The following is a 20,149-nucleotide window of genomic DNA, read 5'->3' on the forward strand; positions in this document are numbered from 1 at the left end:
TTTTATTGTTGTTGGAAAGACACAGCGTGGTGCGGGTTGAACTGTAGAGCGTCACTCGACGCTCTGTGCAGAGATTTGTCGTGCAAATGTCACCGATAGATAAACCGATTCACAACGCCTTCAAGCATCTCCTGGCGCCCACTCACCGCCTGTGGGTCCAGCGCGTTGGCAAAGGCATGTTCAGCCAATGACTCCAGGCTGAACTCACCGGCCAACACCGCCTGGCCCAATGGTTGGCTCCAGCCGGCATAGCGCTGGTCCTTGAACTGCTGCAAGCGGTCGTCCTGCACCATCGCCGCCGCACGCTCCAACGCCAGGGCCAGCACATCCATGGCGGCGACATGCCCATGGAACAGGTCCACCTCGTCGAGGCTCTGGCGGCGCACCTTGGAATCGAAGTTATAGCCGCCGTTCTTGAACCCGCCGGCCTTGAGGATTTCATAGGTGGCCAGGGTCATCTCCTCGACGCTATTGGGGAACTGGTCGGTGTCCCAACCGTTCTGCGGGTCGCCGCGGTTGGCGTCGATGCTGCCGAAGATCCCCAACGACACGGCGGTGGCGATCTCATGATGAAAACTGTGCCCGGCCAGCGTCGCGTGGTTGGCCTCGATGTTCACTTTGATTTCGTGTTCCAGGCCGTACTCATGCAGGAATCCGAACACGGTGGCGCTGTCGTAATCGTATTGGTGCTTGGTCGGCTCCTGGGGCTTGGGCTCGATCAACAGGTCACCCGTAAAGCCGATCTTGTGCTTGTGCTCCACCACCATGCGCATAAAACGCCCGAGCTGTTCGCGCTCGCGCTTGAGGTCGGTGTTGAGCAAGGTTTCATAACCCTCACGACCACCCCACAGCACATAGTTGGCGCCCTTGAGCCGCAGCGTGGCATTCATCGCGCTGAACACCTGGGCGGCGGCGAAGGCGAACACCTCTGGGTCCGGGTTGCTCGCGGCCCCGGCGGCAAAGCGCGGGTTACTGAAGCAATTGGCAGTGCCCCATAGCAGCTTGATGCCGGTCTGTTCCTGATGGCGCTCCAGGTGGTCGACCATCTGCGCAAAGTGGTTGCGGTACTCCTTGAGCGAGCTGCCTTCGGGCGCCACATCGGTGTCGTGAAAGCTGTAGTAGTCGATGCCCAGCTTGGAAAAAAACTCAAACGCCGCCTCGGCCTTGCCGATGGCCACCTCCATCGGATCGCCACTGCGCTGCCAAGGGCGTTTGAACGTGCCCATCCCAAACATATCCGCCCCCGGCCACACAAAGGTATGCCAGTAACAGGCCGCCATGCGCAGGTGCTCCCGCATAGGCTTGCCGAGGATCAGTTTGTTGGCGTCGTAGTGACGAAACGCGAGGGCAGAGGTGCTGGCAGGGCCTTCGAAGCGCACCTTCTCGACACCGGGGAAGTACGGCATGGGGTTTTCCTTATTGTTCTGGGCGGTGTCTGGATACTAGCAATGGCACCTGGGCGGCTGATTATGAAAATCACCAAGGTGTAGTGCGATTTTGAGTGGTGAGGGTTAGTCTGTCCCTACCGGCCTAAGGACAAAAACAATGAAAACCCTACCGCCCGTTCACCGCATCGCCTTGCTGTTCAACGGCAGCAAAATCTACGACCGCGGCATCATCGCCGGCATTGGCAATTACCTGAGCAGCACCCGCGCATCCTGGGACCTGTTCCTGGAAGAAGACTTCCTCTGCCGCCTGCGCGGTATCGAGCGTTGGCAGGGGGACGGCATCATTGCCGACTTCGATGACCCGCTGATTGGCGAGGCGCTGGCCGGCAGTCGGCTTCCAGTGGTGGCGGTGGGTGGCTCTTATGAGGATGTCAGCAAGTACCCCAAGGGCATTCCTTATGTGGCCACCGATAACCATGCCCTGATGAAGCTGGCCTACGAGCATCTGGTGGAGGCGGGGTTGACGCGGTTTGCCTGTTTCAGCCTGCCCGAAGCCCAGGCCAATCGGTGGGCCCAGGAGCGTGAGAAAGCTTTTCGCCGCTTGATGCAGCGCGATGGCTTGCAGGTAGAGGTGTATCGCGGCCTGGGCACCAGTGCGCCGTTGTGGGACAGCGCGGTGGAGCAGCAGATTGCCTGGCTGCACAGTTTGCCCAAGCCTATCGGCATCATCGCGGTGACCGATGCCCGCGCTCGGCAATTGCTGCAAGCCTGCCTGACGGCGGGTATTGCGGTGCCGGAGGAGGTGGCGTTGATCGGCATCGATAACGACCCGCTGACCCGTACCCTCACGCGGGTGCCGCTCAGTTCGGTGATCCAGGGCACCGAGACCATGGGCCGCACCGCTGCGGCGCTGTTGCATCAGATGCTGCACGGCAAACCCTGCACGGGCACGCAGGTGCTGGTGCCGCCGGACGCCATCAACGTGCAGGCCTCCAGCCTGCATCAGCCCCTAGGCAATCCTTACGTGATGCAGGCCTTGTTGTTTATCCGCCAGTACGCTTGCCAGGGCATCAAGACCGATCAGGTCGCGGCTTATGTCGGTGTTTCCCGCTCGTCCCTGGAAGCGCATTTTCGCAAGGCCCGCGGCTGCAGCGTGCATGATGAGATTCTGCGCTTCAAACTTGCCGCTGCCGCCAAAGGCCTGGAAAACCACAGCCTTGCGATTGCCGACATTGCTGCACGCTGTGGCTTCACCTCTGCGCAGTACCTGCATACGGTGTTTCGCCGCGAATTTGGCTGTACGCCGCGTCAGTATCAGCAGGGCACGAACTAGAACACCGCTTTGACCTGCAAGCCCAGCACCAGCGCATTGTCGATGCTCTCCCCGGAAAAAGCCCCCGGCTCGATGATGTATTGCACATCCGGGCGCAAGGTCAGCCAAGGCGTGGCCTGGTAGCCATAACTGAGTTCGATCAACTGTTCGGCGGTGTCCAGGTCGGGGTAGGCCGTGCCGGCGTTGAACGCTGCCAGCTCCTGTACATCACGGCTGCGCGGGTTTGGCACCGCGCGGCCATAGCCCAGGGCGACGGTATCGCGCGGGCGACCTTCGAACGGCTTGTACAGCACCACGCCCGCGCCATACCACTTGGTGAACGGCGAGGCCGCTTGGCTGGCGGCAGAGTACTGGCCGAAGGCGTGCAGGCTGCGGCCTTGGGATGATGGGGAGGCCCACACAGCCTGGTCGATCAAGAGGTAGTGACCGCCACGTCCGCTGACGTCCTTGTTGCTGCCAATGCGTTTTACATCGGAACTGTCGTAGTAATACCCGAGCTTGTATTCCCCGGGCAGTGCGCCCGCATGCTTGTAGATAAGCTCGATGGGCACCACGGTGCCGGTGGTGTGCTTGGGTCCCAGGTGCCAGGCACGGCTGGAGTTGCCGTTGCTGGACGGGTCGACATTGAACGCCGCCACGCGCAGTTGCCAGTTGGGCGAAAAGTCGTACTTCACCCGGGCACCCAGGTGCGCATTCGGGTAGTTGGCCCAGCCGCTGCCGCCGGACATGTTCAGCGGATGCCCGCAGAAGCCGGCGTTCATGAAGTTGCACAGGATGCCGCTGTCCAGGCCACCGAGATCATTGCCCATGGCCATATAGCCCAGCTTGAGGTTCAGCGCCGGGGTGAACAGCGTGCGCTCGTAGCTCAGTTCGGTGAGGCGCGTGTAGAGGCCGCCGTAGTTTTCCTGGATCGGCAGGCGGTTGCCCACCAGGTCCTCGGAGGCGCTGTTGCCGCGTCGGTCGTTGATGGTCAGCTGGATGCGGTCGCCGTTGGTGAAACCGTAGAGCTTGCCCAGGTCGAATTGCACGCCGAGTTTGATGTTTTGCGAGTAGCGCGCCGAACGATGCTGGCCGCCGTGGGCGTTGTAGGCGGTCTCGCCGCTGTAGTCACCGGTAAAGCGCACACCTTGCGCGTCGAGTTCGCGGCGCAGGCCGTCCCAGTCGCCGGTCAGGGTGGTGTCGTCGGCTTGAACGGGCAGGGCGGCCGCAAAGGCCAGGCCCAGCGCCAGGCGCCAGGCGGTATGAGGAGTAGGGGTCATGGGGGATCTTTCCAAACACAAAGCGCGGTGCCGGAGCACCGCGCGAACAAAGGGCGGTTACGGCAGGGCGTAGGCGATCACGTAGTCGCCACGGTCGGTGGACTGGCGTGCGCCGCCGGCGGTGACGACGATGTATTGCTTGCCGGTTTTCGGCGACACGTAGGTCATCGGCCCACCCTGGCTGCCGACGGGCAGGCGGGCTTTCCAGATTTCATCGCCATTGCCGCTGTTGAAGGCGCGCAGGTAGAAGTCCTGGGTGCCGGCGATAAAGATCAGGCCGCCTTGGGTGGACAGCGTACCGCCCAGGGTCGGCAGGCCTACCTTGATCGGCAGGTGCATGCGGATACCCAGGGGGCCGGTGTCTTCAACGGTGCCCACCGGTACTTGCCAAGCGACCTTTTGCGTCTTCATGTCGATGGCGGTCAAGGTGCCGAATGGCGGCGCCTGGCACGGAATGCCGGCCACCGACAGGAAGCGGTTTTTGTTCACCGCATACGGCGTGCCCTTGAGCGGCACGGCGCCCATGCCGGTGTTCAGCGCTTCACCACCGGAAGAGGTCTGGGTCTTGTTCTGCGACGGTACCATCTGGATCCACAGGCCCAGGCGCATGTCGTTGACGAAGATAAAACCGTGCACCGGGTCGGTGGAGATGCTGCCCCAGTTCATGCCGCCCAGGGAACCCGGGAAGCTCAGGGATTTATCGGTGCCTGGCGCGGTGTACAGGCCGTCGTAGCGCATGCCCTTGAAGTCGATGCGGCACAGCAACTGGTCATACGGCGTCGCGCCCCACATGTCCGACTCGGTGAGGGTTTGCGCGCCGATCTGCGGCATGCCCACGGATTTCGGCTGGGTCAGGGAATACGGCTCGTTGGGAATGTTCGCGGCTTTGACCGGCACTTCCTGCACGTCTGTCAGCGGCTTGCCGGTGGCGCGGTCGAGCACGTAAATCTGCCCGGCCTTGGTGCCGATGACCACGGCCGGTACAGCTTTGTTGCTGCCTGGCGGGGTGAAGTCGATCAGGCTTGGCTGCATTGGCAGGTCGAAGTCCCAGAGGTCGTTGTGGACTGTCTGGTAGACCCACTTCTCGGCGCCGGTGGAGGCGTCGAGTGCCAGCACCGAAGCGCCGTATTTGTGGTTGAGCTGGGTGCGCTCCACGCCGTAGATATCGGTGGAGGAGCTGCCCATCGGCAGGAAGACCGTGTTCATCAGTGGGTCGTAAGACATCGGCGCCCAGCTGTTCGGGGTGCTGCGCACGTAGGTGGCGTCGCCCGTCGGGGCCTGCTTGTCTTCAGGGTTGCCTGGGTCGAACGCCCAGCGCATTTGACCCGTGATCACGTCAAAGCCACGGATCACGCCACCGGGCATATCGGTCTGCACGTTGTCTGCCACGCGACCGCCGACTACGACGGTGGTACCGGCCATCAGCGGCGCCGAGGACAGTTGGTAGTAGCTGTCCGGCACATTGCCCAAGCCGGTCTTGAGGTCCACCTGACCGTGGGTGCCGAAGTCTTCGCAGAACTTGCCGGTGTCGGCGTCTACGGCGATCAGGCGTGCATCAATGGTGTTGGTCAGCAGGCGACGCTGGCACTGCGCACCGGCGGGCACGCTGGCGGCCAGGACCGGCGAGCTGTCGGGCTGGGTCGGCTGGGCAATCGGCGCGCTGGCGTCGAAATACGCCATGCCCCGGCAACGCTGCCACACTGCCGACTTGGCGTTGACTTCGTTTTTCCACAGTTCTTTGCCGGTGTCGGCATCCAACGCGATCAGGTTGTTGTGCGGGGTGCAGATAAACACTTTGTTGCCGACCTGCAGGGGCGTCAGCTGGTCTTCGGCACCGTTGCCGTCGCTGATGGCCACGTCGCCGGTGTGGTAGGTCCAGGCGACTTTGAGCTTGTCGATGTTGTCGCGGTTGATCTGGTCCAGCGCGGCGAAACGGCTGCCACCTTCGGTATTACCGTAGTGGGCCCAATCTTTCTGCGCATCGGCCGCCGCCACCGGGGTCATGCCCGGGCCTGCACCGGTGGGCGCAACGCTTGGGTGCGCGACAAACATATTGCCCGCCGCCACCGCCACGCCCAGCGCCAACACGGCGGCGACGCCATAGGCACCCCGCGCCGGTTTGCCGGCCAGCAATGGATACACCAGCGCCACAACCACGCCAATCACCGCAAACATGAACAGTCGCGAGAACAGCGGCCAGTATTCCAGGCCCACGTCGGCCACCGCCCACACGGCAGTAGCCACTAGAAACGCGGCGAACAACCAGGCGCCGGCAGGCTTGCAGCGGGCAATCAACAGCCCGGAAATGGCCATGGCCACGCCGCCGAGCAGGAAGTACCAGGAGCCTCCCAGGCTGACCAATTTGGCACCGCCGACGGCCAGCGCAAGGCCGAGCAGGGCGATGACGACGCCCAGGCCCAGGAGTAAGAATCTAGAGACGCCAGCGGCGCGCGATGCTCGTTTCATGTCGAATGGACTCGAGTGAGAGAGGGCAAAGACGCGATTTTAGCAAGATAAGTAACCAGTTAGTACATTTGAGTCCTGCAATAGACTGTTGCAGGTACTGCGATGATGGCGCGGCCCTCTTCTGAAGGGGTCAGTAGGTGGCCCAGACAAACCTCTGTGGCGAGGGAGCAAGCTCCCTCGCCACGGCATCAGAACTTGAAGCGCCCCACCAGCCCATTGAGCTGGCCGGAAATATCCGTCAGCCGCCCTGAACCGGTCTGCGCCGAATGCGCAAAGCCTTCCACCAACTGCGCGTCGGCGTGGATCTGCGCGATATGCCGGTTGATCTCTTCGGCCACCTGGTGCTGCTCTTCGGCGGCGGTGGCGATCTGGGTGTTCTGGTCGCGAATCGAGTCCACCGAACCACGGATCTTGTCGAAGCTGTCGCGGGCCTGCTGGATGCGCTCCACGCTGGTGTTGGACCAGCAAGCTGCCTTGCATCTGCTGGGTGACTTCCTGGGTGCGGCGGGCGAGGTTGCCCAGCAGGCTGTCGATTTCGCCGGTGGAGTCGGCGGTGCGACGCGCCAGTGCACGCACTTCATCGGCGACCACCGCAAAGCCGCGGCCCTGGTCGCCAGCGCGGGCAGCTTCGATCGCGGCGTTGAGCGCCAGCAGGTTGGTCTGTTCGGCTATCGAACGGATGGTATCGAGGATGGTGTTGATGTTCTGGCTGTCTTGCTCGAGCAACTGCATGGTCTGTGTGGATTTTTGCAGGTCTTCGCTGAGCTTGAGCACGCTGCCGGTGGCTTCGCCGATGTGCTGCTGGCCGGTGTGCACGTCGCGATAGCCCTCATCGGCACTCGTGGCGGCGGCGCTGCATGAACGCGCGACTTCGTTGGCGGTGGCAACCATCTCGTTGAACGCAGTGCTCACCAGTTCCACGGCTTCGCGCTGGCGGCCGGCGGCCTGGTTCATATTGTTGGCCACGGCGCTGGTGTCGGCGGCGGCGGTTTGCAGGTCTGAGGAGGCGTTGCCGATGCGCTGCACCAATTGCGCGATCATGCTCAGGAACTGGTTGAACCAGCCGGCCAGGCTGGCGGTTTCGTCCTTGCCTTGCACTTTGAGCTGGCGCGTGAGGTCGCCTTCACCTTCGGCGATTTCCTGCAGGCCGTCGGCCACACCGCGAATGGGACGCACGATCACACGGGCGAAACTAGCGCCTACTATCGCGAACACCACGGCCAATACGGCGGCAATCGCCGCGATCAACCACGTCAGGCGGGTGGCGCCGGCCATCACTTCGTCGCGCTTGATCAGGCCGATAAAGCGCCAGCCCAGGTCTTTGGAACTGACCACGTTAGCCATGTAGGCCACGCCGTCGATGCTCACCTCGGTCACGCCATCGCCGTGCTTGGCCAGTTCGGCGTAGTTCGCGCCCAGGCCCGCCAGGGGCTTGAAGTTGTGCGTGGCATCGCTGGGGTCCACCAGCACGTTGCCGTCGGCTTCCACCAGCATCAGGTAGCCGCTGTCGCCCAGCTTGATGGTGCGCACCAACTCGGTCAGTTGCTTGAGCGACACGTCCAGGCCAACCACCCCAAGGACATTGCCCGTGGCATCCGCGACGGTGCGCACGGTGCCGATCAGCACCACGTCGTCCGGGGCCCAGTAGTAGGCGCCTGTGCGCACGGTCTTGCCTGGCGCTGCGATGGCGGCCTGGTACCAGGGGCGGGTGCGCGGGTCGTATTGCGTCAGTTTGGCGTCGTCCGGCCAACTGGCGTAGCCGCCATCGCTCAGGCCCAGGGACAGGTAGGCGGTGCTGGGGTGGCTTTTGGCGAACTGATCGAAAATCGCCAGCAGTTCTGTATTGGTCGGCGTCAGCGGGATTTGCGCGGCATCGGCGCCGGCATAGCTTTTGAGGTTCTTGGCCGCGATCACGCGCGGGTCCTTGGCGACGAAGTCGACATTCTGGCTGATGCCGTCGAAAAACTGCTGCATGCCATTGTCGATCTGGCGGATCTCGCGGCCGCTGCTGTCGAGGAAGTTGGCCAGCGCACCCTCGCGCAGATTCAGCACCACGATAATGGCGACCAGGATGACCGGCACGCACGCGATGGCCGCAAACGCCCATGTCAGCTTCTGCTTGATATTCATGACTTCACCCGCGGGTATTTATAGTTTTGGCAAGGGGAGAAAAATTAGTGCTGCGTGTCGCAGGCGTTTTTGTGAGAGGCGAGGCCATGCGTACCCTCGGTATATCGGCCGAGGGAGTTGGCACTTGAGCAGGGGGAATCAGGCGATCGGGTCACCGACCAGGGCATCGCGGCGCATCGACTGCAGGTTCTTCTCGATGGTTTCGCAGATGCTTTCCATCTGGATCTGGTGTTCGCTGGAATTGAACGGGCTTTGCAGGTCGGTGCCGATGCGTTCGATGGCCAGCAGCATGAAGCCCACGACTGTGGAAGCCAGCGGCGTGAACCAACCGAGGGATTCCACCAGGCCCACCGGTACGATCAGGCAGAACAGCGAAATGAATAGCCGCGGGAAGTACACGTAAGGGTAGGGCAGTGGCGTGTTGGCAATCCGCTCCATGCCGCCCTGGGCGTTGGAGAGGTCCACCAGGGTCGACTCCAACCGCGCCAGGCGGATGCTGTCCAGGCGCCCGGCCTGGTATTCGCGCGCCAGCAACGAGGCTGAGCCGGTGAGGATGTCATTGGCGAAGTTATTGGTGGCGCCGTTGCGCGCAAATTCTTCGGCGGGGATAAAGGCTCGCACTTCCTCCGGGCACGGCTGGCCCTTGAGGTGCGCAGCCAGGCAGTTGACGTAAGCCACGTGACGGCGCAACAGCGTCGACTTCACCGGGTTCACCTCACCGGGGGCGTCATCGAGCAGGGTCAACACTTGCCGGGCAAAACTGCGCGAGTTGTTGACCATCGCACCCCACAGCGTGCGTGCTTCCCACCAGCGGTTATAGGCGCTGCTGTTGCGAAAACTGATCAGCACCACCAGTGCCGAGCCGAGCAAGGTCAGGGGCATCAGCGGCAAATTGATCTTGGCGGTGAGAAACAGCATGAAATCCACCGTCACCGCCACATCCCACAACAACAGCCAGAACAACGCCCAGCCCACATAGCCCATGGTCTTGATGATCAGGCGGTATTTCTTCAGAAGGGCAGCTTTCAAACGAGAACCTCGCGGCGGGCGGTTGGCAACAATCCCCTGTTACGACGCCGTCGAGGAAGGAAGGTTCGCAGTGTGCTGAATCGATTAGTCCTCTAACCGCCAGGCGGAGAGAATGTAACCAAAGGTTGCGCGTAAGTGTGTGCTACGGGGCATTTGACGGTGGAACAACTTTGGTACTGATGACGTCTTGTCCGGCAATCGCTGTACATTGCGTTCGAGGCAAAAAGCCATTAATGGCAGGAATTTTGAAGTGATTTGTTTTGGGGCCGGGCTGCAGGGATTTCGTAGCTGAGATCAGTGGCATCAAGTTGGATGATCAGGGCTCTTTCATGCGTGTCAGTTCGTTGAAGTTGGCTATGTGTAATACCGCGCAAGCGCTCGAACGCCATAAGGATTTTGAATCGTGCATGAGAGCGCATTACCACGTGCTGCTCGTGCCCTATTCAAAACGACCGTTTTTCTACAAGAGTGCCCTTAAATACAGCCGCTTGATGGTGTCGTTTGCATTATTGAGCCAATACTTTTCCACACCGCTTCCGTTGTTGGCAGAAGTTAAAGCCTTGTGCGTAACGCGCAAATATTGTTCGAAAAACAGCCTGGAATCGATTTTTTTGCTATTCCGGGCTCTGGGTTTCATGGAGGTTGCGCCGCACCCCGAAGACAGTCGCTTCAGGGTGTATGCACCCTCGGATGAAGCCTGCCGCGAAGCGCGGTTGATGCTCACCGCCCTCACGGAGTCGTTGGCGCTGCTCTACCCCGAACGGGAAGTGTTCCGGCAGATGCGTGACTTGGATGACCGTGAGTTCCTGGCGCTCTATTTCAAAGGTTTTGCCATGATTCTCGCGGCCGAGTTGACGGTGGATGTCTTGCTGCCCGAATGTTATTGGCTGGTGAAACGCGATGCCGGCCATCTGTTGATGCTGGCGATCTACAACGATGCCTTTGCCCCTGAGAACGACCGCGCCACCTTCCGGTCGTCTTCCTATCTGGCCTTGGCCAAGCAACTTTCCGTGTCCAAGACCCACATTATCCGTATGGTGCAGGAGGGGGTCGAAAAGGGTTATTTCAAAGCCCACTCCAAAACCCGGCTGGAAGTTCTGCCACCCTTTGCCAGCCTGGTAAAGCGGTTCATGGCCTTTTCATTTGCGATGGGCCTGCATGCTATTGAGATGGGAGCGTAAGGATGCCTGCTAACTTGAAGTTGCGGCCCAGAATGCGCAGTTTGTTGTCACCTGCGGTGACCCAAGCCGAATGGGTCGGGATTATTGCCTGGGTCGGCATGCTCCTGATTCCTGCGGCCCTGAAGTTGGATTTTTATATGTTGGCCGTCACGGTGGGCCTGCTGATTGTTTGCCGGGTACATGCCACCACCACGAACTTTCTGCTCTGGCGAGTGCTGGGAGTCACCTATATGGTGTTGTTGTCCGTCGGCTTCGCTTATCTGATTCATATGCACGCAGAGTTGCGTATCTATGGCTTGCCGTTGGCGGTGACCCTGGTGGTGGGCAGTGCAATCTTGTTTATCAGTGTCCAGGATTATCTGGCCGATGCGCTATTGATCTGGCTGATCCTGTGGCCGCCCATGCAGGCGGATATATACGCCGGCACCGAGGTGTATTTGCTGCTGTTCTGCGCGGCGTCGGTGTCCATCGGGTTTATCTTGAGTTATTCCTACTTGAAGAACCTGCGTTCGGTATTGCTGGTGGAAAGCGAGTTTCGCGCCTTGGCCGAGACCGACTACCTGACGTCCATCCTCAACCGGCGCGCCTTTATGCAGAGCTTCGAGAAGTTGCTCGGTGGGGAGCGGGGCGGCTACTTCATCATGTTGGATATCGACAGTTTCAAGGAAAAAAACGACCTGTATGGCCACGACGTGGGGGACAAGATTCTGCGCGCCATGGCGCTGTGCCTGAAAAACGCCAAGGGCAGCCACAGCTTCGGACGAATCGGCGGGGAAGAGTTCGGCGTGTTATTGCAGGGCGACGATGTGGAGGTGGCCTGTGATTATGCCCTGGACTTGTTGCAGGCGATCCGCAGCAGCGTGCCTGCGCCCCACCATTACACCTGCAGTGCGGGGATGGCGCGTTTTTCGCCAGGCGACGAGTTGTCGGCCGTACTCAAGATGGCGGACAAGAACCTGTACGGCGCCAAGCGCAATGGCAAGGACTGTGTGCACCTGGACGGCGCATTGCTACAGGCGGTCTTGTCCTGACGCGTGCCGTCTAGTGCTGTGACAGAACGCTCGCCAGCAACCCAGGGAAGCGGCTTTCCAGCTCGTCACGGCGCAACGAGTTCATATGGGTGGTGCCCACATTGCGTGTGTGCACCAGGCCGGCATCGCGCAATACCCGGAAGTGATGGGACATGCTGGATTTGGGCCGCCCCCCGTCGAGTTCGCCACAGGTGGCCTCTGGCACGTTGGCCAGGTAGCGCACGATGTCCAGGCGCACGGGGTCGCTCAAGGCGTACAGCACACGCTCAAGCGTCAATTCTTGGGGGGTAGGGTGTTTGAAGGCTCGCATGGGGCGGATCATAACAGGGGGGTAGCGTTCAATACCATAGTTCGATTACCATCGAACTATCGAATCACCCACCCCTTCCTGGAGTTCTCAATGTCGGCTTTGTTCGAACCGTTCAAACTCAAAGATGTGACCTTGCGCAATCGCATTGCTATCCCCCCGATGTGCCAATACATGGCCGAAGACGGCATGGTCAACGACTGGCACCACGTCCACCTGGCCGGCATGGCCCGTGGCGGTGCCGGCCTGCTGGTGGTCGAGGCCACCGCGGTCGCCCCTGAAGGACGCATCACCCCAGGCTGCGCTGGGATCTGGAGCGACGCCCACGCCCAGGCATTCGTGCCCATGGTCAAAGCCATCAAGGCCGCAGGTTCGGTGCCGGGCATCCAGATCGCCCACGCCGGTCGCAAAGCCAGTGCCAATCGCCCCTGGGAAGGTGATGACCACATCCCGGCCTCTGATGCCCGTAGCTGGGAAACCATCGCTCCCTCTGCCATCGCGTTCGGTGCCAACCTGCCCAACGTACCGCGTGCCATGACCCTGGAAGACATCGCCCGTGTGCAGCAGGACTTCGTCGACGCGGCCCGTCGCGCCCGCGATGCCGGTTTTGAATGGATCGAGCTGCACTTCGCCCACGGTTACCTGGGCCAGAGCTTTTTCTCCGAGCATTCCAACCAGCGTACCGATGCCTACGGTGGCAGCTTCGACAACCGCAGCCGCTTCCTCCTCGAAACCCTGGCTGCGGTGCGTGAAGTCTGGCCGGAAAACCTGCCGCTCACCGCCCGGTTCGGCGTGATCGAATACGACGGTCGTGATGAGCAGACCCTCACCGAGTCCATTGAACTGGCGCGCCGTTTCAAGGACGGGGGCCTGGACCTGTTGAGCGTCAGCGTCGGCTTTACCATTCCTGACACCAACATCCCATGGGGCCCGGCCTTCATGGGCCCGATTGCCGAGCGAGTGCGCCGTGAAGCCGGTATTCCGGTGACCTCGGCCTGGGGCTTCGGCACGCCGCAACTGGCCCAAGGCGCTTTGCAGGCCGGGCACCTGGACCTGGTTTCGGTAGGGCGTGCGCATCTGGCCGACCCGCATTGGGCCTACTTTGCTGCCAAGGAGCTGGGCGTGGACAAGTCCTCCTGGACCTTGCCGGCGCCTTACGCGCATTGGCTGGAACGCTATCGCTGAGGTACGCCTGCGCGTTGCATGAGCCACTCGATTGAGTGGCTTTTTTTCGCCTGTCGCTTTTCGCGACCTACGCGGTGAAAAATAACAAATGAGAATCGATGTCAAACGAGAATCCGCTGATATATGATGCGCCGCGAATTCTTGGCAGGTTTGCCGTCCCATCTGGCTCATTCACTAGGTTCTACACCCATGCGTCGTACCCTGATTTCCATCTGTGTGCTCCAGGCGTTTTCCCCCTTCGCGTGGGCAGAGCAGGCACCTGCCGAGAACGCCAGTATCGAGCTGCAAGCGACCAATGTCACCGCCACCGCGGACCTTGAGTCGGCCCAAGGCCCCGTGCAGGGCTACCACGCCACACGTTCAGCCAGTGCGACGCGCACCGACACCGCCATTCATGAAACTCCACAGTCCATCAGCGTAGTGTCCAAGGACGTGGTCGAAGACCTCGGTGCAACGCGCCTGCAGGATGCCCTCGATTACGCGGGCGGCGTGGGCCGCGCCAACAATTTCGGCGGCCAGGGCCTGACCACCTTTACCGTTCGCGGCTTCACCACCGGCGAGTTCTACCGCAACGGTTTCCCGATCAACCGGGGTTACCCGAACATGCCGGACGCCAACACCATCGAGCGTCTTGAAGTGCTGCGCGGCCCTGCGACCATGCTCTACGGCCGTGGCGACCCAGGCGGTACCTTCAACGTGGTGTCCAAGCAGCCGCTGGCTGAACGCACCGTCACCCTGGGCAGCCAGCTCAATGACCAGGGCATGAAGCGCGGCACCCTGGATGCCTCCGGCCCGCTGGACGAGGAAGGCCGCCTGGCCTATCGCCTGAACGTGGTGGGCGAGGGCGGCGACACCTTCCGCGATCACGTCGAGACGGAACGCTACGGCGTGACGCCGGTGATCACCTGGCAGGCCACCGATGACACCAAGGTGACCTTCGAAGGCGATTTCATGCGCAACAACCACCCGCTGGACCGCGGCCTGACGCGTTTCCCCAACCAGCGTGGCACCCCCTCGCGCGATACGTTCTGGGGCGACAAGGATGCCGGCAAGCTGCACAACGACAACAACATGGCGCAGTTGCGTTTCGAGCACGTGCTTAACGACAACTGGACCCTGGGCGGCGGTTTTCAATGGTTGGACGGCAGCCTGAAGGGCAACGCCATTGAGGCCAATGGGCCGGGTAGCCTGGGCGCCGATGGCCAGACCCTGCAACGCAACTTCAACTACCGCAAGCTGGAATGGACCGACAAGGACTATCAGCTCAACCTGACCGGGCACTTCTCCACCGGCGGGTTCGATCACACCTTGCTTACCGGTATCGAGTACGAGGATTACGACTATAAGTCGATCATTCAACGTTCAAGCGACGAGGTGGGCACTTACCCGGTCGACATCTTCAACCCTGTGTACGGCCAAACGCGTCCGGCGCTGACCCGAACGCCGACCCACGATAAGGAAAACCTCAAGACCTACGCCGCTTTCGTACAGGACCAGGTCGCCCTCACTGAACGGCTGAAAGTACTGGCCAGTGCCCGCTTCGAGCGTTTCGAGCATGACTACCACAACTATGTAGGTAAAAGCTGGCAGGCCGCCGACAACGCCGTCACCCCGCGCGTGGGTGTGATCTACGACCTCACCGACACCGTCGCGGTCTATGCTGACGCCGCACGTTCGTTCAAACCCAACACTGGCGCCAGCCGCGAAGGTGGTGGTTTTGCGCCGGAGAAAGGCAAGTCCTATGAGATGGGCATCAAGTGGGAGGCGCTGGACCGGCAGTTGAGCGTGGATGCGGCGATCTATCAGATCGAGAAGAAGAACGTGCTGACCACCGACCCCGTGGACAATACCTTCAGTGTTGCGGCCGGCCAGGTGCGCAGTCGGGGCTTCGATCTCAATGTGGCGGGCAACCTCACGCCCGAATGGCGCGTGATCGGCGGTTACGCCTATGTAGATGCAGAAGTCACCCGTGATAACACTCTGCGCTCCGGCACACGCTTGATGAACATCCCGCGCAGCAGCTTCAGCCTGCTCAACGTCTACGAGTTCCAGGACGGCGCGCTCAAAGGCCTGGGCCTGGGCGCCGGCGGCAAGTACATCGACCAGCGCGCCGGCCAGACCGCCAATACGGCATTCTCCATGGACGCCTATACCGTGGTCGACCTGCTCGGTTACTACAAGGTCAATGAGCGTGTGCGCTTGAACCTCGATGTGAAGAACCTGTTCAACCGTGAATATGAAGAGGGCGCGTTCGGCAATATCTACGCTTACCCCGGTGCACCGCGAACTGTGCAGGTGGGCATCGCCTACACCCTGTGATGAACAGCTGCGGTACCACGCAGGGCCTGTGGCGAGGGAGCTTGCTCCCGCCACGGCGCCTATCTACCTGACGCCCCGCGTTCCAACTGTGGGAGCTGGCTTGCCTGCGAAGACGGCCTGCCAGCCGACGCATTTCTACCTGACGCCCCGCAATCCAACTGTGGGAGCTGGCTTGCCTGCGATGGCGGCCTGCCAGCCGACACAGGGTGTCAGACCGAGTACGTATCCATTCCTGCGGTAACGGCTGCTCAGGGTTCCGCTTTTACAGCGGGTCACTTTTGGAAAAGAGCCCGGAATGCCGGCCCAGCCAAAAGTAACCAAAAGGGCTCTTGCCCCACCACTCGGCACCTCGCCTAGGCTCGGTGTGCCCGTAATCCGCCAGTGATTTGGGGGGGGCGCCTAAGATCAAGATTAAAAGCAGAGCAAGAGCACGAGCGGCTCGCTTCGCATCGTGAGCTGGGCGAAAGTTAACAGTCAGGAATGACGCGGGGTTACAACGGCGTCAACACATTCATCACCGTGTCCAGCGCGACCCGCGTGTCATCCAGTTGCACCAGCGACGCATGCCGCGCACCCAGGGCATCGCGGTTCTGGATCGCCGTGAGGATCGCTTTGTGCCGAGGCAGACTCAGGCCCTGGATATCCGGACGGCGGTTGGTGATGTTGATCGACTCGCGCAACGGCAGCGAGAGCATGTTGCACATATAGGCGAGCAGGTCGTTGCGGGTGGCGTCGGCAATCGCACGGTGGAAGTCCAGGTCGGCCTGCAACAGCTCCTCGTGGGTCTTGGCGGTTTCCATGCCTTGGTAGGCGTGTTCGATAGTGGCGATGTCTTCATCGGTGGCGGTGGTCGCGGCCATCGCGGCGATTTCCGGTTCGAGGATGCGGCGCACCCCGGCCAGGGTGTTGAAGAACTCGCTGTGGGGCGTGGACTGCATCAACCAGGACAGCACGTCCGGGTCGAGCAGGTGCCATTTCAAGCGTGGCCGCACCACCGCGCCCACCCGTGGCTTGGAATACACCAGGCCCTTGGCGCTGAGCACCCGCGTGGCTTCGCGCAATACCGAGCGGCTGACCTGGTATTCCTCGCACAGCGTAGCTTCCATGGGCAAGCGTTCTTCAGGCTTGAAACGACCGGAAACGATGTGCATGCCCAGATCCTGAACGATCTGGGCATGCTGGCTCTTGCGCGGCTTGGGCGGCTGGTGATCCATAACGACGGGCAGGCTCTGGCTTAGATTCGCCGCATCATAGCATCCCAATTAGTGGGAATGCCGTGGGACTTCTGCCCCGCGACAGCCCACCAGGAAGTCAAAGTCGCAGCCTTGGTCGGCTTGTAGCACATGGTCGATGTACAGCTGGCGATAGCCGCCGACGATGAGGTTTTGTGCTGGGGGCAGGTCGGCCATGCGCGCTGCCAGCTCGGCGTCTGGAATGTCCAGGTGCAGGCGGCCATTGGCGCAATCGAGTTCGATCCAGTCACCTTCCTTCACTGTTGCCAACGGCCCGCCGGCAGCGGCTTCCGGGGCCACGTGCAACACCACGGTGCCGTAGGCGGTGCCGCTCATGCGCGCATCGGAAATGCGCACCATGTCCGTCACGCCCTGGGCCAGCAGCTTGGCCGGCAGGCCCATGTTGCCGACTTCGGCCATGCCGGGGTAACCCTTGGGGCCGCAGTTTTTCATGACCAAAATCGAGTTGGCATCCACGTCCAGCTCCGGGTCGTTGATGCGTGCCTTGTACATGTCGAAGTTCTCGAACACCACGGCGCGGCCACGGTGCTGCATCAGTTCGGGGCTCGCTGCCGAAGGCTTGAGCACCGCACCCAGGGGCGCGAGGTTGCCACGCAGCACGCAGATGCCGCCGTCGGCGCGGATCGGGTTGTCCAGGGTGCGGATCACTTCGTCCTGGCCGTAGATCGGCGAATCCTGGGTGTTCTCGCCCAGGGACTTGCCGTTGACCGTCAAGGCGTTCGGGTGGGGGATCAGGTTGGCCTCACCCAGGCGACGCAGCACCGCGGGCAGGCCGCCGGCGTAGTAGAACTCTTCCATCAAGAAGCGCCCCGAGGGTTGCAGGTCGACGATGGTCGGCATACCGCGCCCGATGCGGGTCCAGTCATCCAGGTCCAACTCCACGCCGATGCGCCCGGCGATGGCTTTCAGGTGGATCACCGCGTTGGTCGAACCGCCGATGGCTGCGTTTACGCGAATCGCGTTTTCAAACGCTTCTTTGGTGAGGATCTTCGACAGCTTCAAGTCTTCGCGCACCATCTCGACCGCACGCATACCGGACATATGCGCCAGCACATATCGCCGTGCATCCACCGCCGGGATCGCCGCGTTGTGGGGCAGGGACGTGCCCAGCGCCTCGGCCATGCAGGCCATGGTCGAGGCCGTGCCCATGGTGTTGCAGGTGCCCGCCGAACGCGACATGCCGCCCTCGGCCGCGAGGAAATCATCCAGGGTGATGGTGCCGGCCTTGACCTGTTCGCTGAGCTGCCACACCACCGTCCCCGAGCCGATGTCCTGGCCCTTGTGCTTGCCGTTGAGCATCGGCCCGCCAGTGACCACGATGGCCGGCACATCACAACTGGCGGCGCCCATCAGCAGCGCTGGGGTGGTCTTGTCGCAGCCGGTGAGCAGTACCACGCCATCAATCGGATTACCGCGAATCGCTTCTTCCACATCCATGCTCGCCAGGTTGCGCGTGAGCATGGCGGTAGGGCGCAGGTTGGATTCGCCATTGGAAAACACCGGGAACTCCACCGGGAAGCCTCCGGCCTCGATCACGCCACGCTTGACGTGTTCGGCTATCTGACGGAAGTGCGCGTTGCACGGCGTCAGCTCCGACCAGGTGTTACAGATGCCGATGATCGGCTTGCCATGGAACTGATGGTCGGCAATGCCTTGGTTCTTCATCCAGCTGCGGTACATGAAGCCGTTCTTGTCGGCAGTACCGAACCACTGGGCAGAGCGTAGGCCGGGCTTTTTGTCAGGCATGATCGATTCTCTTATTGTATGACTATATGTTCTATGCGTGCTTAAACATAAGCGCAAAATCGCCGCTTTGGAAGTGTTGTTTTGCAAATAGTCATACTATATAGTCGGTCGTAACTGAGGTATGGCCCTGGCGGATTTCGTCAGAGGCGTCCCCCGAGCTTCTATAAAAACAACAATCGGAGATCGACCCCATGAGCCAGGAACTGCGGCTTATTCGGCGCATCACGCTGAAACTGATTCCCTTCCTGATCTTGCTGTACCTGATCGCCTACGTGGACCGTTCCGCCGTAGGGTTCGCCAAGCTGCACATGGGCGCTGACGTGGGCATCGGCGACGCCGCCTATGGCCTCGGTGCCGGGTTGTTCTTCATTGGCTATTTCCTGTTCGAGATTCCCAGCAACCTGATGCTCGACCGCTTCGGCGCGCGGCGCTGGTTTGCGCGCATCATGATCACCTGGGGCGCCATCACCATCGGCATGGCGTTCGTGCAAGGGCCGCACAGCTTCTATGTGATGCGTTTTCTGCTGGGCGCGGCGGAGGCGGGGTTCTTCCCCGGCGTGCTGTACTACATCACCCAATGGTTCCCGGTGCGCCATCGCGGCAAGATCCTCGGGCTGTTCATCCTCTCCCAACCGATTGCAATGATGATCACAGGTCCAGTGTCCGGCGGTCTGCTCGGCATGGACGGCATTCTCGGCCTGCATGGCTGGCAGTGGCTGTTTATCGTGATCGGTACCCCGGCGATCCTGCTGACCTGGCCGGTGCTGCGTTACCTGCCGGACGGCCCCCAGAAGGTCAACTGGATGAGCGAGGAAGAAAAAGCCTGGCTCACCGGCGAGCTGCACAAAGACTTGCAAGCCTACGGCCAGACACGCCATGGCAACCCCTTGCATGCGCTCAAGGACAAGCGCGTGTTGTTGCTGGCGCTGTTCTACCTGCCGGTGACCCTGAGCATCTACGGCCTCGGCCTGTGGCTGCCGACCCTGATCAAGCAGTTTGGCGGCAGCGACCTTACCACCGGCTTCATCTCCGCCGTGCCCTATATCTTCGGCATCATCGGCCTGTTGATCATCCCGCGCAGTTCCGACCGTTTGAACGACCGTTACGGCCATCTCGCCGTGCTCTATGTGCTGGGCGCCATCGGCCTGTTCTGCAGCGCCTGGCTCACGGTGCCAGTGCTGCAAATGGCCGCGCTGTGCCTGGCGGCGTTTGCAATGTTTTCCTGCACCGCCGTGTTCTGGACCCTGCCGGGGCGCTTCTTTGCCGGCGCCAGTGCGGCGGCCGGTATTGCCTTGATCAACTCGGTGGGCAACCTCGGCGGCTATATCGGCCCGTTCGTGATCGGTGCGCTCAAGGAGTACACCGGCAACTTGGCCTCAGGCTTGTATTTCTTATCCGGTGTGATGGTGTTCGGGTTGCTGCTGACCCTCGTGGTCTACCGCTTGTTGGAACGCAAGCACGTGCTGCCCGTCGACCAATTCGCCGCCAGCGCCCGTGGCGCCACACGCACTTAAATCCAGGA

General features: G+C 61.4%; 13 protein-coding genes and 2 pseudogenes. 6 read left to right on the forward strand and 9 right to left on the reverse strand.

The window, feature by feature from the left end; translation table 11 throughout:
• Window positions 1–89: 89 nt before the first annotated feature.
• The gene (xylA, locus tag AB9N64_RS00590; RefSeq protein ID WP_014718060.1) at window positions 90–1,406 is read right to left on the reverse strand and encodes a xylose isomerase; all 1,317 of its coding nucleotides are present in this window, start codon (window positions 1,404–1,406) and stop codon (window positions 90–92) included.
• Between the two features lie 139 nt (window positions 1,407–1,545).
• Here xylA and AB9N64_RS00595 point away from each other — a divergent pair, with 139 nt between their 5' ends.
• Window positions 1,546–2,721, forward strand: coding sequence for a XylR family transcriptional regulator (locus AB9N64_RS00595; protein ID WP_020302070.1), 1,176 nt, complete (start codon window positions 1,546–1,548; stop codon window positions 2,719–2,721).
• Here AB9N64_RS00595 and AB9N64_RS00600 read toward each other — a convergent pair.
• The 5 genes and pseudogenes from AB9N64_RS00600 to AB9N64_RS00620 form a co-directional block, all read right to left on the reverse strand.
• Window positions 2,718–3,980 carry a carbohydrate porin gene (locus tag AB9N64_RS00600; protein ID WP_371359840.1) on the reverse strand — a complete coding sequence of 421 codons (1,263 nt, stop codon included), beginning with the start codon at window positions 3,978–3,980 and terminating at the stop codon, window positions 2,718–2,720. The two genes, AB9N64_RS00595 and AB9N64_RS00600, sit on opposite strands and share 4 nt — an antisense overlap.
• Window positions 3,981–4,037: 57 nt before the next feature.
• Window positions 4,038–6,446 (reverse strand): glucose/quinate/shikimate family membrane-bound PQQ-dependent dehydrogenase, encoded by a 2,409-nt coding sequence (locus AB9N64_RS00605; RefSeq protein WP_371359841.1) that lies wholly within the window; start codon window positions 6,444–6,446, stop codon window positions 4,038–4,040.
• Window positions 6,447–6,967: 521 nt separating this feature from the next.
• Window positions 6,968–7,487, reverse strand: a pseudogene (locus tag AB9N64_RS00610) (methyl-accepting chemotaxis protein); the annotation flags it as partial.
• A 57-nt stretch (window positions 7,488–7,544) separates the two neighbouring features.
• Window positions 7,545–8,576 (reverse strand): annotated as a pseudogene (locus AB9N64_RS00615) (cache domain-containing protein); the annotation flags it as partial.
• A 138-nt stretch (window positions 8,577–8,714) separates the two neighbouring features.
• A complete protein-coding gene (locus tag AB9N64_RS00620) occupies window positions 8,715–9,605 on the reverse strand; it encodes a bestrophin family protein (protein ID WP_003190542.1) in 891 nt (296 codons plus the stop codon).
• 329 nt (window positions 9,606–9,934) lie between these two features.
• Between AB9N64_RS00620 and AB9N64_RS00625 the strand changes: the two genes are divergently transcribed.
• Together AB9N64_RS00625 and AB9N64_RS00630 are read left to right on the forward strand one after the other, a co-directional pair.
• Complete coding sequence (locus AB9N64_RS00625) at window positions 9,935–10,786, forward strand: hypothetical protein (RefSeq protein ID WP_172832686.1); 852 nt, start codon at window positions 9,935–9,937, stop codon at window positions 10,784–10,786.
• Between the two features lie 2 nt (window positions 10,787–10,788).
• Window positions 10,789–11,817, forward strand: a complete 1,029-nt coding sequence (locus AB9N64_RS00630) for a GGDEF domain-containing protein (protein WP_014718066.1) — start codon at window positions 10,789–10,791, stop codon at window positions 11,815–11,817.
• Window positions 11,818–11,827: 10 nt separating this feature from the next.
• On the opposite strand, the gene AB9N64_RS00635 is transcribed toward AB9N64_RS00630, so the two are convergent.
• On the reverse strand, window positions 11,828–12,127 hold the full coding sequence (locus tag AB9N64_RS00635; RefSeq protein ID WP_003190545.1) for a helix-turn-helix transcriptional regulator: 300 nt from the start codon (window positions 12,125–12,127) through the stop codon (window positions 11,828–11,830).
• Window positions 12,128–12,217: 90 nt separating this feature from the next.
• Between AB9N64_RS00635 and AB9N64_RS00640 the strand changes: the two genes are divergently transcribed.
• Together AB9N64_RS00640 and AB9N64_RS00645 are read left to right on the forward strand one after the other, a co-directional pair.
• A complete protein-coding gene (locus AB9N64_RS00640; protein ID WP_014718067.1) occupies window positions 12,218–13,309 on the forward strand; it encodes an NADH:flavin oxidoreductase/NADH oxidase in 1,092 nt (363 codons plus the stop codon).
• 189 nt (window positions 13,310–13,498) lie between these two features.
• Window positions 13,499–15,628 carry a TonB-dependent siderophore receptor gene (locus AB9N64_RS00645; RefSeq protein WP_371359842.1) on the forward strand — a complete coding sequence of 710 codons (2,130 nt, stop codon included), beginning with the start codon at window positions 13,499–13,501 and terminating at the stop codon, window positions 15,626–15,628.
• A 491-nt stretch (window positions 15,629–16,119) separates the two neighbouring features.
• Here the strand turns inward: AB9N64_RS00645 and AB9N64_RS00650 are convergent, their stop codons facing one another.
• Together AB9N64_RS00650 and AB9N64_RS00655 are read right to left on the reverse strand one after the other, a co-directional pair.
• Entirely contained in the window at window positions 16,120–16,842 is a 723-nt protein-coding gene (locus tag AB9N64_RS00650) for a FadR/GntR family transcriptional regulator (protein ID WP_003190551.1), read from the reverse strand.
• A gap of 48 nt (window positions 16,843–16,890) precedes the next feature.
• Window positions 16,891–18,627 (reverse strand): IlvD/Edd family dehydratase, encoded by a 1,737-nt coding sequence (locus AB9N64_RS00655; RefSeq protein ID WP_019817288.1) that lies wholly within the window; start codon window positions 18,625–18,627, stop codon window positions 16,891–16,893.
• A 191-nt stretch (window positions 18,628–18,818) separates the two neighbouring features.
• Here AB9N64_RS00655 and AB9N64_RS00660 point away from each other — a divergent pair, with 191 nt between their 5' ends.
• Complete coding sequence (locus AB9N64_RS00660; RefSeq protein WP_003190554.1) at window positions 18,819–20,141, forward strand: MFS transporter; 1,323 nt, start codon at window positions 18,819–18,821, stop codon at window positions 20,139–20,141.
• The last annotated feature ends 8 nt before the right edge of the window (window positions 20,142–20,149 follow it).

This window comes from Pseudomonas sp. KT_2_4, assembly GCF_041410225.1.
Lineage (GTDB): Bacteria > Pseudomonadota > Gammaproteobacteria > Pseudomonadales > Pseudomonadaceae > Aquipseudomonas > Aquipseudomonas paracarnis.